Origin of the sequence: Sphingomonas phoenicis (genome assembly GCF_047238005.1) — a bacterium.
Lineage (GTDB): Bacteria > Pseudomonadota > Alphaproteobacteria > Sphingomonadales > Sphingomonadaceae > Sphingomonas.
Genome location: NZ_JBDFMC010000002.1, coordinates 1,002,221 through 1,017,384, shown reverse-complemented (window position 1 = coordinate 1,017,384; position 15,164 = coordinate 1,002,221). Strand labels below are relative to the sequence as shown.

Annotated in this window: 16 protein-coding genes; 3 read left to right on the top strand and 13 right to left on the bottom strand. The window is 69.3% G+C overall.

Features of this window, described 5'->3' with window-relative positions:
- Window positions 1-816: 816 nt before the first annotated feature.
- From ABC319_RS06030 to ABC319_RS06005, 6 genes are all read right to left on the bottom strand, one after another.
- Window positions 817-1,359, bottom strand: a complete 543-nt coding sequence (locus tag ABC319_RS06030; RefSeq protein ID WP_413069353.1) for a GNAT family N-acetyltransferase — start codon at window positions 1,357-1,359, stop codon at window positions 817-819.
- Between the two features lie 184 nt (window positions 1,360-1,543).
- A complete protein-coding gene (gene rpmA, locus ABC319_RS06025; protein WP_413069352.1) occupies window positions 1,544-1,813 on the bottom strand; it encodes a 50S ribosomal protein L27 in 270 nt (89 codons plus the stop codon).
- Window positions 1,814-1,842: 29 nt separating this feature from the next.
- A complete protein-coding gene (gene rplU, locus ABC319_RS06020) occupies window positions 1,843-2,139 on the bottom strand; it encodes a 50S ribosomal protein L21 (RefSeq protein WP_305171370.1) in 297 nt (98 codons plus the stop codon).
- Between the two features lie 88 nt (window positions 2,140-2,227).
- Window positions 2,228-2,623: a response regulator gene (locus ABC319_RS06015; protein WP_413069351.1), complete on the bottom strand. Its 396-nt coding sequence runs from the start codon at window positions 2,621-2,623 to the stop codon at window positions 2,228-2,230.
- Complete coding sequence (locus ABC319_RS06010; protein WP_413069350.1) at window positions 2,620-5,148, bottom strand: ATP-binding protein; 2,529 nt, start codon at window positions 5,146-5,148, stop codon at window positions 2,620-2,622. Before ABC319_RS06010 ends, ABC319_RS06015 begins: the two co-directional genes overlap by 4 nt.
- On the bottom strand, window positions 5,145-5,792 hold the full coding sequence (locus tag ABC319_RS06005) for a response regulator transcription factor (RefSeq protein WP_413069349.1): 648 nt from the start codon (window positions 5,790-5,792) through the stop codon (window positions 5,145-5,147). The genes ABC319_RS06010 and ABC319_RS06005 overlap by 4 nt, the downstream gene beginning before the upstream one ends.
- 120 nt (window positions 5,793-5,912) lie before the next feature.
- Here ABC319_RS06005 and ABC319_RS06000 point away from each other — a divergent pair, with 120 nt between their 5' ends.
- Complete coding sequence (locus ABC319_RS06000; RefSeq protein WP_413069348.1) at window positions 5,913-6,554, top strand: hypothetical protein; 642 nt, start codon at window positions 5,913-5,915, stop codon at window positions 6,552-6,554.
- On the opposite strand, the gene ABC319_RS05995 is transcribed toward ABC319_RS06000, so the two are convergent.
- The 7 genes from ABC319_RS05995 to ABC319_RS05965 are packed head-to-tail and all read right to left on the bottom strand — an operon-like array spanning window position 6,529 to window position 13,592.
- Window positions 6,529-7,521 carry a type II secretion system F family protein gene (locus ABC319_RS05995; protein WP_413069347.1) on the bottom strand — a complete coding sequence of 331 codons (993 nt, stop codon included), beginning with the start codon at window positions 7,519-7,521 and terminating at the stop codon, window positions 6,529-6,531. The genes ABC319_RS06000 and ABC319_RS05995 overlap by 26 nt on opposite strands.
- Before the next feature lie 12 nt (window positions 7,522-7,533).
- Window positions 7,534-8,499 carry a type II secretion system F family protein gene (locus tag ABC319_RS05990; protein WP_413069346.1) on the bottom strand — a complete coding sequence of 322 codons (966 nt, stop codon included), beginning with the start codon at window positions 8,497-8,499 and terminating at the stop codon, window positions 7,534-7,536.
- A 4-nt stretch (window positions 8,500-8,503) separates the two neighbouring features.
- Complete coding sequence (locus ABC319_RS05985; RefSeq protein WP_413069345.1) at window positions 8,504-9,802, bottom strand: CpaE/TadZ family protein; 1,299 nt, start codon at window positions 9,800-9,802, stop codon at window positions 8,504-8,506.
- A gap of 1 nt (window position 9,803) precedes the next feature.
- Entirely contained in the window at window positions 9,804-10,442 is a 639-nt protein-coding gene (locus ABC319_RS05980) for a CpaD family pilus assembly protein (RefSeq protein WP_413069344.1), read from the bottom strand.
- Window positions 10,443-10,461: 19 nt separating this feature from the next.
- Window positions 10,462-12,003 carry a type II and III secretion system protein family protein gene (locus ABC319_RS05975; protein ID WP_413069343.1) on the bottom strand — a complete coding sequence of 514 codons (1,542 nt, stop codon included), beginning with the start codon at window positions 12,001-12,003 and terminating at the stop codon, window positions 10,462-10,464.
- A gap of 2 nt (window positions 12,004-12,005) precedes the next feature.
- Window positions 12,006-13,052, bottom strand: a complete 1,047-nt coding sequence (cpaB, locus tag ABC319_RS05970; protein ID WP_413069342.1) for a Flp pilus assembly protein CpaB — start codon at window positions 13,050-13,052, stop codon at window positions 12,006-12,008.
- 51 nt (window positions 13,053-13,103) lie between these two features.
- The gene (locus tag ABC319_RS05965; RefSeq protein WP_413069341.1) at window positions 13,104-13,592 is read right to left on the bottom strand and encodes an A24 family peptidase; all 489 of its coding nucleotides are present in this window, start codon (window positions 13,590-13,592) and stop codon (window positions 13,104-13,106) included.
- A gap of 78 nt (window positions 13,593-13,670) precedes the next feature.
- On the opposite strand from ABC319_RS05965, the gene ABC319_RS05960 reads away from it, so the two are divergent.
- Both ABC319_RS05960 and ABC319_RS05955 read left to right on the top strand, forming a co-directional pair.
- Window positions 13,671-14,777, top strand: a complete 1,107-nt coding sequence (locus ABC319_RS05960) for an NAD(P)/FAD-dependent oxidoreductase (RefSeq protein WP_413069340.1) — start codon at window positions 13,671-13,673, stop codon at window positions 14,775-14,777.
- A gap of 10 nt (window positions 14,778-14,787) precedes the next feature.
- Window positions 14,788-14,964 carry a YegP family protein gene (locus ABC319_RS05955; protein WP_413069339.1) on the top strand — a complete coding sequence of 59 codons (177 nt, stop codon included), beginning with the start codon at window positions 14,788-14,790 and terminating at the stop codon, window positions 14,962-14,964.
- Window positions 14,965-15,164 lie beyond the last annotated feature (200 nt).

Here is a 15,164-nt window from a genome sequence, read left to right as displayed (position 1 = left end):
AAATTGCCAGAGGTTGTGCCGGGACGGGTAAGTTGCGACAGTGAAGCTGTCGTAACCTGGCGAAGGTGCGGTGGGAAGGTGCGCCGGCGGGGATGATCGGTGCGGGGCGGATGCGATCATCTATTACCGGTCGGGGGTGGTGTAGGACAGTTTGGCCGTTCCGGATGGTGGCGGGGCGGGATCGCAGGGGGTGCCAGCTCCCTGCGAAAGGTCCCTATGATCGCACGCCCATCCGCCGTGTTGCGGCGAATGCCGAAGTCCGGGCCAGGCAGGGTGGTCGCCCGTGACCCTGGGCTCCTGCGTGCGCAGGAGCACGGACCCGCTCGGTCAAGGCCGAGTTCCGGCCAGAATGGCCGACCCGACGACGCGCAACGCGCCTCTCTGCCGCCGCTCGCTGAACCCCGGCCTTCGCGAGACGTCTGCGAAAGTCCTCCACATTTGATTTTCTTCGTCATCCCGATGGAAGCCGGGACCCATGAACACGGAACATCGACGGCTTCGACGCTCGCGGACAGATGGGTCCCGGCGTGCGCCGGGATGACGAAAGAGTTTTGTAGAGGTCCCGCCGTCGCCGGGGTGGTCGCTGTGAGTGGTTCAGCCTGATGGATCACACCCAGTAACGGCCGATCGCCTCGTTCGCCGGGCGGGGACCTAGAGTTGCTGTCGATCAGCTTTATACAGTCGTCATCCCGGACTTGATCCGGGATCCCGCTGGACGCGGGACAAGCGGGACCCCGGATCAAGTCCGGGGTGACGATGCTGTTGACGAGACCTGATCGCAGTTCAGTCTAGCGCGACCCGATCGGCGGTCTCTCGTCAGGCCGCGATCGGCAGGGGCGATCGGTCGTCGTCCAGATCCAGCGTATAACCCACCGCCGCCGTGCTTTCGCCGCGGGCTGCGGAGTGGGTCTGGCCGGCGTCGCCCGTGGGACGGAAGCCGAGCTTGCGGAGAACGCGGCCGGACGCCGGATTGTCGGCGAAATGGCGGGCCGACAGTCGGGTGATCGGGAGCGCGTGGCGCGCCATGTCGATGATCGCCCGGCCTGCCTCGGTCGCGTAGCCGCGTCCCCAATGGTTCCGCGACAGCCAATAGCCGATGCGCGGGTCGACCGGTCCACCGATGATCGCGATACCGCCGATCAGAATGGGTGCCCCATGTTCCAGCGAGTCGATGAGGAAGCTGGCTTCGTCAGCAGGGCGCGGTGCCTCCACCCAGGCGCGCGCGTCGGCCAGCGTGTAGGGATGAGGCACACGCTCCAAGGCGTGCGAGACCCGCGCATCGTTCAGCGCCGCCGCCAGTGCGGCGGCGTCCTCCGGCCAGGCGGGGCGCAGCAACAGTCTCTCCGTCCGCGCGAACATGTCTTCCTACTCCTCGTCGCGTTGCGCGCGCGCTGCCACGCCAACATGACGAGACCGCGACACGGGCAGGGGAGGGAGCAAGAAAAAGGGAGCCGGGGCGACCCGTCTCCCTTGTTCGGTTGGCCTTGCCTGTCGGCATGGCTACCGGGTCGCCCTGGTGGGCAACCCGGTTGGTTACCCGATGTTATTCGGCAGCCTCGGCCATAATCTCGACCGAGCAGAAGCTGCGGCCGAGTTTGCCCTTCGAGAACGCCACGCGACCATCGACCAGCGCGAACAGCGTGTGGTCGGTGCCGATGCCGACATTGGCGCCCGGATAGAATTTGGTCCCGCGCTGACGCACGAGGATGTTGCCGGCGATGCATTCCTGCCCGCCGAACTTCTTCACGCCGAGACGACGGCCGGCCGAATCACGACCGTTGCGCGACGAACCGCCTGCTTTCTTATGTGCCATTTGCGATTACTCCTTGTTCGCGCAGCTGATCAGCCGACCGACACGATCTTGAGGATCGTGTGGTTCTGGCGATGACCGTTGCGGCGGCGATAGTTGTGACGGCGACGCTTCTTGAAGACGATGACCTTTTCGCCCTTCGCCTGCGCGACGATCTCGGCCGCCACGGTCAGACCGGCGACGGCCTTCAGCTCGGACCCTTCGCCGGCGAGCAGGACATCGCCCAGCGTCACGGACGAACCGGCGTCGCCGTCGATCTTCTCGACGACGATCTTGTCTCCGGCGGCGACGCGATACTGCTTGCCGCCCGTGCGCACGACTGCGAACATGGCCTTCATCACTTTCCAAATGCGTAGCCTCGCCAGGCGAGAAGCCGGGCGGGGAAGAGCGGCCAGCTAGGCAAGCCAGCCGGTCTTGTCAACCACTCTCGTCGAGGATCGGGTCCATCCGGGCGCGGATCTGTCCGGCCAGGTCGAGCGGGTCGAACGGCTTCAGGATCATGCCGAGCGCACCGCGCGCGCGGTACAGCTCGACATCGGCGGGGCGGCCCTTGGCGGTCATGAAGATCACCGGCAGCGCGGCCGTCGCCGGACGCGCACGCAGATCGGCCAGCAGCGCCAGCCCGTCGCGGCCGGGCATCATCACGTCGAGCAGCGCGACATCGGGCAGGCGGCCCCGCTCGAGCAGCGCCAGCGCCTCTGCCGCGGACCCCGCGATCCGCAGCGTGATCGCCGGATCGAGCGACAGCGACAGGCGGACAATGTGGCGGATATCCTCGTCATCGTCGACATAGAGGATGTCGAGCGGCCTCATGCGGCTGGCTCGTCCACGGGGGCAGGTGTCGGTCGGCCGGCCGCGGGCGTGCCGGAGCGGGCGCGCACGACCCGGCGCACCGTCGCCTTCAGGTCGGGGATCGAGCCCCGTGCCTTCACCAGGACGGCATCGACGCCGCTCGCCAGTTCCGGGCCGACCTCCTGCGCGGAATAGATGATCGTCGGGATCGCCAGCCCCTCCGTGTCCAGCAGGAACGGCACCAGCTCCAGCCCCGAGCCGTGCGCCAGCTGCATGTCGAGGATCACCGCGTCGGGCGACAAGGTCTGCAGCAGGGCGCGGGCGGCCGGCAGGCTGGTCGCGGTGACGGTGCGCGCCTCCGGCTCCAGCGCGGCGCCGACGACGGCGAGGAGATCGGGATCGTCGTCGAGGTGGAGGATGACCGGTCGACGCGAGCCGGTGCGGCCCAGCGCGGTCTTCAGCGCCGCCGCGGTACGCCCGGGATCGGCGCGCGCGCCGATCACGTCGACGACGTCCAGCGGCGACAGCCCGGCCCCGTCGTCGAGCGCGCCGTGCGACACGACGATGATGGGCGTGTCGCTGGCCATGTCCCCCTCGCGCAGGGTGCGGGCCAGCCACAGCCCGCCTTCTTCAGGCAGGTTGAGGTCGGCCAGGATGGCGGCATAGTCCTGCCGGCGCACCGCAGAGCGGGCGTCGGCGACGGTGCGCACCACGTCGTACGTGCAGCCTTCGTTGAGGACGATCGCGACCAGCGTCGCGGTCTCGTCCTCGTCGGCGGCGCAGACCAGCACGCGGGGCGCCTGTCCGTCACAAGAGGCCGCCGCGCCGATCGTCGCCAGCGAAAAGGCGAAGCGGGTGCCCCCGCCCGGTCGATCCTCGAACCACAGCCTGCCGTCGTGCCGCGCCACGATCTCACGCGAGATGGCGAGGCCGAGGCCGGTGCCGGTCGATCCGTCGTCGCGGGTCGCGCGTTCGAACCGGCCGAAGATGCGATCGCGAAAGGCCGGCGGAATGCCGGGGCCGCGATCGTCGACGACGACCAGCGCCTGGCCCCGCTCGTCCCGCTCCAGCCCCAGTTCCACCGCCTGCCCCGGCGGCGAGACGCGGATCGCGTTCGACAGCAGGTTGGTGACGACCTGGAGCAGCCGGTCGGCGTCGCCGGACACCATGACCGGGCGCGCGAACGGATGGCAGACGATCTCCACCCCGTTGCCGGTCGCCAGCCCCTGGCTGCCGGTGCAGGCGCGGTCGATCACGGTGCCCAGATCGATCGGATCGCGCACCAGGTGGAGCTTGCCCGATTCGATCCGGTCGATGTCGAGCATGTCGTTGATGAGGCGGATCAGCCGGCGCGAGTTGTTCTCGGCGATCTCCACCAGCCGCTCCGCGCCGGCGGGCAGCGGGCCGACGCTGCCCGCGCGCAGCAGGCCCAGCGAACCGACGACGGAGGTGAGGGGGGTGCGAAGCTCGTGGCTGACGGTCGACATCAGATCGTCCTTCATCCGCTCGATTCGCTTGCGCTCGGCGATATCGCGCAGCGACACCACGATGTGGTCGCCGCTGGGCAGGTGCATCACGCCCATCGCGACATCAACCGCGATCGACCGGCCGTCGCGATGACGGACGGTGCGATCGGTCAGGAAAGACCGGCGGATCAGTCCGTCGACGAGGCCGATGCGGCGGTGGAAGCTGCCCTCGCCCGGCGCAAGGTCGATCAGCATGGCGATGTCGCGCCGTTCCAGTTCGTCGCTGGCATAGCCCAGCATCGCCGTGGCGGCGGCGTTCACCACCTCGATCGTGCCGCTGGGATTCAGGATCAGGATCGCGTCGATCGTGCTGTCCAGGATCGTGCGGTGCCGCTCGGCCGCCTCGAACGTCTGCACCAGCCCGTCATAGCGCTGGCGCTGGAGCCGCCAGACCATGCCGAGCGACACGATCAGGACCGCGATCAGGGCGACGAGGATCAGCGTGACCGCCAGCTGCTGGCGCGCCTGGCGCTGGCGGAACATCGCCTCGTCGCGGGCATAGGCCGCCGCTTCGCGCGCGACCATGGCGCCGACCTCGACGCGCAGCCGGTCCATCAGCCGCAGGCCGCGGCCCTGCGCCACCACGGCCATCGCCGCCGTCCGCCCGTCCTGCCGGGCAATGTCGATCGTGCGGTCGAGTTCGCGGAACTTGGCGGCGACCCCGGCGGTGACGGTCGCCGGCCAGGCGGGTCCGGCCGGCGTCGCCGCGCGGTCCAGCATCGCGGCGATGTCGCGCCGGGCGGGCTCGTACGGAACGAGGAAGGCGGGATCGCCGGTCAGCAGATAGCCGCGCTGCGCCGTCTCCGCATCCTTCAGCCGCGACAGCAGCGTCAGCGCGGCGACCCGCCGGTCGTAGGAATGCGTGGCTTCCGTCCGGATCGCCTCCGCCCGGCCGAATTCGTACCGCAACGCCGCCACCAGCACGGCGAGGAGCAGCGGGACGAGGATCGCAATTAGCACATATCGGCGACGGCGGGGGGCGCGCAGGAAGAGTTCGGTCCGGCGGGTCTGCGCGCTCATCGTCCTGCGGCCGCGCTGCCCGCCTGCAGCAGGGGCTGGACGGCCAGCAGCGCCTGGCTGCGGTTGGTGACGCCCAGCTTGCGGAAGATGGCGGTGAGATGAGCCTTCACCGTCGCCTCGCCGATCTGCAGGTCGAAGGCGATCTGCTTGTTGGCGCGCCCGTCCGCCATCGCGATCAGCACCGCGCGCTGCGCCGGCGACAGCTCGGCGATGCGATCGCGGGCCGCGGCGATGCCGTTGTTGGCGGCGACAGCCGGCGGGAAATAGGTGCCGCCCGCCAGGATGCGGCGCAGGATCGCGGCAATTTCGTCCAGTTTCAGGCTCTTGGGAATGAAACCCGCTGCCCCCAGCGCCCGGGCCGCCTCGACCAGGGTGGGATCCTGATGGGCGGTGAAGACGCAGATCGGAACGGTCGAGTTGACATGCTGCAGACGCAGGAGCCCGGAGAAGCCCTGCGCGTCGGGCAACTCGAAATCCAGCAGGACCAGCCGGAACGCCGATCGCCCCTTCAGCGCCTGGACTGCATCGGCGATCGATCCGGCCGGGATGACGGAGATACCCGGCAGCGCCGCCCGCGCCGCGAGCGATAGCCCTTCCCAAGTCAAGGGATGGTCGTCCGCAATCAGTATGCGGCCATCCGTCATCGCTGTCCCCCAAAGGCGTCGATGCCTTCAGGAACGACTTTCGGATATATTTCGTTCATATTCCAGTAAATTTCGATCCGGATCGGCGAGTCTGTCCGGAATAGCGACGGAGCGGGATCGATGCGGCCGATGGTGCTGATGATCGACGACGACGCGGGCGATCGCTGTTTCGCGGGCGAGCTGTTCGCCTCGCTGGGCTGGGAGCCGGTCGGCGCGACGGCGGACGGCTGGCATCGCGCGGCGTCTGGAACGGTGCCGGCGCTGATCCTGCGCGGGGGCGGGAACGTGCCGGCGATCGACGTCCTCCGCGCGCACGCGGCGGTGCGGGATGCGCCGATCGTCGCATGGGTCGCGGCCGCGCAGGCGACGCCGGCCGATGTCGACGACGTGCTGGACAAGGCGGCGGGAGCGGCCGGGATCAAGGCGTTGGCGCAGCGGTGGCGCCCGGACGATCCCTCCGCCACGCTCGATGGGCTGGAGGCGGCGCTGGGTGCCGACGAGATCGGGGAGATGATCGGGCGGCTGCGCGCGCAGCTGACCGCCGCGCTGGCGGCACTGGCGACGACCGATCACCCCGCCGAGGCGCATCGCATCGCCGGTATCGCCGGCATGCTGGGCTTCGGCCAGCTGGGCGCCGCCTGGCTGGCGGTGTCGCAGGGGGTCGAAGGCAGCGGCACGGCCGCCCGCATCGCCACCCGCCGCGCCCTGTGGGCGCTGCGGCGGCGATGCGAACGGGTCAGCTGCTCAACAGCGCGTCCTTGATCGAACAGGCCGCCGGTCCGAGGATGACGATGAACAATACCGGCAGGATGAACAGGATCAGCGGCACCGTCATGATGGCGGGCAGGCGCGCGGCCTTTTCCTCGGCGCGCATCATCCGCTCGTTGCGGAACTCGGCGGACAGCACGCGGAGAGCCGAGGCAAGCGGCGTGCCGTACTTCTCGGTCTGGATCATCGTCGTGACGACGCCCTTCACCGCGTCCAGCTTCACGCGCATCGCCAGATTCTCGAACGCCTGACGCCGATCGGTGAGGAAGCCGAGCTCGATCGCGGTCAGGGTGAATTCCTCGCCCAGCTCGGGATAGCCGCGGCCCAGTTCGCGCGCGACCCGGTGGAACGCCGCATCGACGGTCAGCCCGGCCTCGGCGCAGATCACCAGCAGGTCGAGCGCGTCGGGCAGCCCCTTGCGGATCGCGTCCGAGCGCTTCTGGATCTTGTTGTTCAGGAAGATGTCGGGCGCCTTGTACGCCAGGATCAGGGTACCGGCGACCAGCGCGTACTTCTTCATCGGCGACCATTCGGCGAAACCGTCGGTGCCATAGACCCAGAAGCCGGCAAGCGCGCCGAACACGACCGGCAGGACCAGCCGCCCGAAGATGACGGCGACCGCCCACTCCTTGCGACGGATGCCGGCCTGGAGCAGCTTCTGCTGCGCTTCCTTGATCTGGCTGTCCTGCAGCATCTTCATCGAGCCGAGCAGGTCGCGCATCCGGTCGGTCGTGTCGTTGCGCTGGACCAGCTTGGCGCGCCGCTTGGTCGAGGCGGTGATACCCGCCTTCAACTGCTCGCGGCGATCGTTCAGCGCCTTGACGCGCTTGGCCATCGGATCGCGCACGGTCGTCGCCGCATAGATCGCCACCATCACCGCGAACGCCGCGATCCCCGACAGGATCGTCGCCGCCCACATCACATCGACGCCCAGCAGCGTCGGTCCGCCCGTCTGACCCATCGCCCTGTTCCCTCAGATCTCGAAGCTGATCATCTTGGCCATGATGAAGCCGCCGATGCCCATCCACACCATGCCGCCCATGCCAGTGGCGATCAGCCGCTCGTCGACGAAGAAGTTCTGCATGTACTTGTCGTTGATGAACCAGATCAGCCCGAACACGATGAACGGCAACGACCCGATGATATAGGCCGACGCCTTCGATTCCGACGACATGGCGCGGATCTTCAGCTTCATCTGCGCCCGCTTGCGCAGCACGTCGGCCAGGTTCGACAGCGTCTCGGCCAGGTTGCCACCCGTCTCGCGCTGGATCGCGATGGTGATGACGAAGAACTGGAATTCGGGCGTGCCCAGCCGATCCGCCGTCTCCTGCAGGGCGGCATCCATCGTCCGGCCGATCTTCATCTTGTCGCTGATCGAGCGGAACTCGTCGCCGACCGGACCGTCGACCTCGTTGCCCACCACGCCCATCGTCTCGCTGATCGGCAGGCCGGAGCGGAGGCCACGGACGAGCAGGTCGATGGCGTCGGGAAAGCGGATGGTGAACTGGTTGATCCGGCGCGCGATCAACCGGCTGACCACGAAATGCGGCAGGCCGCCGCCGACCGCGAGGCCGAGCAGCAGCACCATGAAGAAGGGCAGTCCCTTCAGCCACAGCGCCAGCATGATGAAGATCGCGAGCCCCGCCGTTGCCAGGCCGTATTGCCCCACCGTCCAGTCGCGACCGGTCATCGCCAGCCGCTTCGACAACAGCTCGCGGTTGGGCAGGATGCGCCCGAACGCGATGTCCATCTTCGTGTCGCGCGCGTGGCCGATGCCGCGCGATTGCGTCTCGACGACATCGACATGCGCATGCCGATCGCGCAGCCCGGCGATGCGGCGCGCCTGGATGCGCGACACGGACGGGCCGGACAGCGCGGTCGCGGCGATCAGCGCGAGCATCGCCGCGCAGACCGTCAGCAGCAGGATCGGATAGAACATGACCTTACTTCTTGGCCATCGCGGGCTTGGATGCGGCCTTCGGCGCAGGCTTCGACAACAGGCTGCGGAAATCGCCCAGCTTGCCCATCAGCGATCCCTTGCCGGCCTTGGCCGTCCCCTTGCCGTCGGCCGCGTCGTCGACCGCTCCGGCGACGGCGGTGACCAGATCGAGCAGCGGCGTCACCGTCTTGCCGTTCTTGCCGGCTTCCGCCAGCGGCTTGCCGAGCTTGGCCGCCTGGCTCGCCAGCTTCTGGTCGAACGGCATCAGGTGATCGATCTTGCGCTCGATCGACCCCTCGAAGTCCTTGCGGTTGATCTCCGGCTGGCCGGCGGTGTGCACGCGGTTGGCCAGGATCTGGATCTGGCACTGCGGCGCGTTGGTCTTCATCCACGACAGCAGCCGGATGGTGTCGCGCGCTGCCGCCAGCGTCAGTTCGGTGACGATGACCGCGATCTGCACCTCGGCCATCAGGTGCGGATGCTGGACCAGCATGGTCCGCGGCAGATCGACGACGGTGCACTCGTAGGCCGAGCGCATCTCTTCCTGGAGCTGGTGGAAGGCGGCGCCATCGGTGACGAGCGGGGCGTTGATCGGCGCCTCGGCCGACAGGACCGCCAGCCGTTCCGACGCCTTGACCATCGCGCGTTCGATGAACAGCCCGTCGATCCGGCTGGGATTCTCGATCGCGTCGGTCAGTCCGCGGCCCGGCTCCAGGTCCAGCGCCAGCGCGCCGGTGCCGAAATGGATGTCGAGGTCGAGCAGCGCGGTCGACCGCGTTTCGCGCTCGGCGAGCAGCCAGGCCAGCGAGGCCGCCACCGTCGATGCGCCGACGCCCCCGCGCGCGCCGATCACCGCGATCGCGCTGTGCGGCCGGTCGGTCGAGGCCTCCACCGCCCGCGGTGCGTTCAGCATCGCCTGCGCGTTGGCGAACGCCTGCCGCACCGAGTCCGGATGCAGCGGCTTCAGCAGATAGTCCTGAATGCCGCTGGACACGAGATCCCGGTACAGGCGGACGTCGTTCACCTGACCGGTGGCGATCACCATCGTGCCGGGTTCGCATACCTCGGCCAGCGCGTTGATGTCGTTCAGCGGGTCGCCCGATTCCGCCAGATCGACCAGCAGCACGGTGGGGCTGGCGGACACCGACAGCGCCTGGATCGCGGCGCGCAGCCCGCCCTTGTGGATCTTCTCGACCGACCAGCCCATCTCGACCGCCAGCGGGCGCAATGCCTCTGCCGTGGTCTCGTCGCAGACATAGGCGACGAAAGGATCGCGGGTACCGGGCTTCCAGGGTGCGTTCATCTTACTTGCCTCCCGCCGACTCGGCCTTCACGGTCGTGCCGCCACCGCCGCTGGGTGCGGCCTTTCGATAGAGATCGATCGATTTGTAGACGACCGCCGGATCGGCGCCGCCACGGTTGCCGGCGCCGTGGATCAGGTCCTGCGGATTGGCGATCATCGCCGCCAGATTGCCGTTCACCGAGCACCCGTAATAGGACGAGGTGTTCTGCCCGTAATCGACGGAGCTGTCGCGCGACCAGTCGTTGCAGCCGGGGACGCTCGCCTTCATCCGGCTGACGACGACGCGCACCGTGCCGGGCGCGATCGGCGCCGCGGACGGCGGCGTCTCGTCGGCCAGCAGCAGGCCGAAGCCGGCGACGACGCTCGATACCGCGTCGCGCGCATCGGCGTTGCCGCCCAGCGGATCGTCGACCGCGACGCGGTCACCGTATCCGACGCGCAGGCCGCTGAGCCAGCCGGTCAGCCGCTGCTGCTCGCCCGCCGCCAGCCGGCCGGCGGGGGCAGCCAGATCAAGGCGGAAGTCGGAGCGGCCGACCACCGGCTGGTGGACCGATTCGACCCCCCGGTTCTTCGTACCCGCGCAGCCGGCGAGCGCGACGGCCGGCGCCAGGCAGGACAGGATCAGGAAACGCTGCATCATGGATGGGCTACCTTGGCGATCAGTTGGAGAAGCCGGGCGCGGCGGCGACGCTGCCGCCGCGCGCACGCGCCGGCCTGGTGGCGGCCGTCGTCGCGATCGGTGCGGACGGCAGGGCGGAGACGCCGGGGGCGGCGGGCTGCGGTTCGGGCGCCATCGTCGGGACGGGCCGCTGGCCGCCGGTGTCGCCAGAGCCCAGCTTGCCGAGCAGCAGTCGCTCGGCATCGGTCGGCGATTTGTATCCGTCGGTCGGCATCGCGATGTCGCGGATGTTGTCGACCGGCTTGACCAGATACGGCGTGATGATGATGACCAGCTCGGTCTCGTTGCGACGCCAGCTGTTCGACCGGAAGAGGGCGCCGATGATCGGGATGTCGCCGAGGAACGGCGTCTTGTCGATCGTGTTGTTGCGGCTGTTCGACAGCAGGCCGCCGATCATCAGGCTCTGGCCCGAACCGAGTTCGACCGTCGTTTCGGCCCGCCGCGAGGTGAGCCCGGGCACGGCGGTTCCGCCGATCGTGACCGCGTTGGAATAGTCGAGCTGTGACACTTCCGGACGGACGCGCAGCGAGATGCGGCCGTCGGCCAGCACCGTCGGCGTGTACGACAGGCTGACGCCGTACTGCTTGTATTCGACCGAGATCGTGCCGAGTCCGCCGGCCAGCGGGATCGGGATTTCGCCACCGGCCAGGAAGCTGCCGGTTTCACCCGACAGAGCGGTGAGATTGGGGTTGGCGAGCGTCGTCACCTGACCGATGCTCTCGCCCAGATCGATCGCGCCAAGCAGGTCGAGGCCGAACAGCTGTCCGGCGAGTCCGAGTGTCGTGGCGCCGGTGGCGCGGTTCACCAGACTGCCATTGGCAGGTGCCCCGGTCAGGCCGGTTCCCAAAGGTCCACCCGGAGTGAACTGCGTTCCGGGAGAGCGGCCCTGGCCAAGCCCGAACTTGAACCCGCCCGTGCGGTCGACCGAGAAGACGTTGACGCCGATATTCTTGCTGAACCCGCGGTTCACCTCGGCGATGCGGACCTGCAGGTTGACCTGCAGCGGCGTCGCGGTGCGCAGCCGGCTGAGCACCTTCGTCGAGTCGCCGACAAAGCCCTGGACCAGCCGCTCGGCCTCGGCGACGTCGGCCGGGGTGGCGACGGTGCCGGTCAGCAGCAGCATCCCGTTCATCGGCGTGGCGGTGATCCGCGCCTCCGGCATCGCGATCGCCAGCATCGAGCCGACCGACCCCAGATTGTTGCCGACGCGCACCGTGGTGGCGAACACCACCGCGCCGCCCTTGGCAGTGGCGGAGATCGTCGTCTCGCCGGTCTTCTTGCCGAAGATGTAGAGCTGGGTGGGCGAGCGGACCTGGACGTCGGCGACCGAGTCATCGGCGATGAACAAGTCGCTCATCGGGCGGGACAGGGTGACCAGGCGGCCACGGCCGGTCGCCACTTCCACCACCGGGGTGCCGGTGGCGGCCGCGGTCGTCTGCGCGGTGGCCGGCGTGGCGGCCGCGGCGGCGAGCGCCAGGGCCAGGCCGACCGAGGCGGCCAGCGGAGTGATCGGATGGAACATGCTTACTTACCTCCCACCGAGACGGCGGTGACGTTGTTGCCGCGGGCGATGCGCACCACGGGTCCCACCGCGACGACGGTCGCGCCGGGGAAGCTGGGGGCGGGCGCCGCGGCGGGCGCGCCGGCACCGGGGCCCATCGTGCTGGGGCCCGAACTGGTCTGGTCGCCCTTGCCGGGGATGGAGCGGCGCTGGAACTTCGACACGTCGGCACCGGTCGCCAGCGAGGCGACGCCCGACAGCGGCTGGCGGGCGACCCGCAGCATCATCGCCTTCTCGGCGGTCGGATTGCCGTCGGGCATCTTGATGGTGCCGTTGGCGATCGCCTCCTCGAGCTCGGCCGAATTGTCGGCGAGCGAGCGGAGCGACAGCGAGATCGAGCCGACGGTCTGCGCGACAGCCAGTTCCTCGGCGATCTTGGGCGTGACCTCGAGCGTCACGGTCGAGAAGGTGCGGACCTGGGTCTTGCCGTCGTCGCCGACCAGATTGTCGGTGCGCTGGTCGGTGGCGAGGACGCGCATGTTGCGCATGAACGTCTCCGAGACGCGCAAGGGGGGGCCGTCGCCGCCGCCCGCGACCGACTGGGTCAGGACGAGGTCGATGCGGTCGCCGGGAAAGACGAAGCCCGCCACCGCCGACTGTGCCGACACCGGCACCGTCACGGCGCGCATCCCGGGGCCGAGCGCGGCGGCCAGGAAGCCGCGATCGCCGGGCTTCACCAGCGCGCCCTGCGTCACTGGCTGGCCCGCGGTGATGGCGTTGCGCACCACCGTGCCCTGCAGCGACTTCAGGTCGGCCTTGTCCTTCAGGAAATAGGCGTTGTCGACCAGCTCCTTGGGCCAGGGCTGGAACTTCAGCGCGCTGGCGTCGAGGATGGTGCCGACGGGAAGGGCGCGGGTCGCGACCAGCACCTCGGGACCCTGCACCGCGACGGGCTGTACGGCCGCCGCCTCGGGCGCGGCACTGCCGGCGATCAGCGACCGGGCGATCAGGGCCGTGACGACCGCGACCATCAGGGCACCGACCAGCAGGATGAGCTTACGACTGTCCATGTCTCTTTCTCGCGCCTTTCCAGGGCCGTCGGGTTGATCCGACGTTAATCATCAGCCAAATTGGTTAAGGATGGGTTCGCGAAGCGCCAGCATGCCGGCGATGGCGATCGCCACCCCGTACGGCACCTCGATCCGGGCTGCCGAATTGGTGGTGCGGCGCCGGGTCACGGCACGCTCGACCAGCATCGCCAGCGTCACCGCGCCGCCCGCCAGCGACATCGTCACCAGCATCGCCGCCAGCAGCGGGAGCGGCAGCCACAGCGTCAGCGCGGCGATCAGCTTCACGTCGCCGCCGCCCATCGCGCCGAAGTGGAACGCGACCGCGAACAACCCGAACATGGCAAGCGCCAGCCCCAGCTGGACGACCGCGTCGGGCCACAGCGACGCGCCGTTCGCCCACCACCACAGGGGGGCGATCAACACCAGCGCGATGCTCTTGCGATTGGCGATCTCGCGCGCCCGCGCATCCTCGATGCCCGCCGACAGCAGCAGCGCCGCGCCCGCCAGGCCAAGTCCGATACGGATGAGTTCCCAATCCATGCCGCGACTCCTAGACGGCAGGGCTTGCGAAACCGTAACCATGGCGCCGATGCGCCGTCCCGAATCGCCGCCGCCCTCATGACGCTGCCCGACACGCGATTCGACATCGCGATCGCGGGGGGCGGCATCGCCGGCGCCAGCCTGGCCGCGGCCCTGGCGCCGCATGCCCGCATCGTCGTGCTGGAGGCGGAGTCGGTCGCCGGGTTCCACGCCACCGGTCGCTCCGCGGCGTTCTGGTCGGAGACGTACGGCGGGCCGGCGATCCAGCCGCTGACCACCGCGTCGGGCCCGGCGCTGCGCGACGGCGGCTTCCTGTCGCCGCTCGGCTCGCTCCATATCGGGCGCAGTGGCGACGTGGCGGCGGCGGAGGCGCTGCTGGCGGCGTTCGACGGCAGCGCGGTCGCGCTGTCCGCGGTCGATCCCGCTGGCCACGTACCGGGGCTGCGGCCGGGCTGGACGATCGGCGTGATGGAGCCGAGCTGCGCCTATATCGATGTCGCCGCGCTGCACGGCTGGTGCCTGGCAGAGGCGCGCCGGGGCGGTGCGACGATCGTCACCGATGCCGCGATCCGCGGGGCCGAACGCCAATATGGCGGCTGGACGATCGACACGCCCGCCGGCACCGTCGCCGCCGACATCATCGTCAACGCCGCCGGCGCCTGGGCCGATCAGGTCGCGGTCGCCGCGGGTGCCCGGCCGCTGGGGCTGAAACCCTATCGCCGGACGATGGTGCAGCTGCGCACCGATCCCGGCGCCCCGGCCGACCTGCCGCTGGTCGCCGATCTGGGCGGGCGCTTCTACTTCAAGCCGGAGCCCGGCGGGCGGCTCTGGCTGTCGCCGCACGACGAGGTGCCCACCACCCCGTGCGACGCCGCGCCCGAGGAACTCGATATCGCGGTGGCGGTCGACCGGTTCGAGGGGGCGGTCGACTGGCAGGTGCGGGCGGTCGAACGCAGCTGGGCGGGCCTGCGCACCTTCGCGCCCGACCGGTTGCCGGTCTATGGCTTTGCCGAGCGCGGGTTCTTCTGGTGCGCGGGGCAGGGCGGCTTCGGCATCCAGACCGCGCCGGCCGCCGCGGAGATGGCCGCCGCGATGTTGCTGGGCCGCCCGCCCGCGGTGGGCGGCGTCGATCCCGACCGCTACTCACCGGGGCGCTTCGATGATAGGGTAGGGCCGTTGATATGAGGAGGTGGCGATGGCGCACAGGTTCGTGATCGAGAAGAACAAGGCCGGCGAGTTCGTCGCCAAGTTCAAGCACAACAGCGAGACGATCTTCTGGACCGAGGGCTATTCCAGCCGCGCCAGCGCCCGCAACGCCATCGCGTCGGTCCTGAAGAACGGCCCGGACGCGCCGGTGGAAGAGGCGGACTAGGGCAGATCGCCATATAGCGCTTTCGCCTGTGGCCGTCGTTTGCGCGCACGCGGGAACCCATGGACGCACCGCGTTCGGCTCGATGTCGTTCGTTGGCGTCTATGGATCCCCGCCTGCGCGGGGATGACGGGTGATTTACGGGCCCCTGATCCCCGTTTGAACCCGATTATTGATCGGCCCTAGGCCGTGGGGATGAGTAC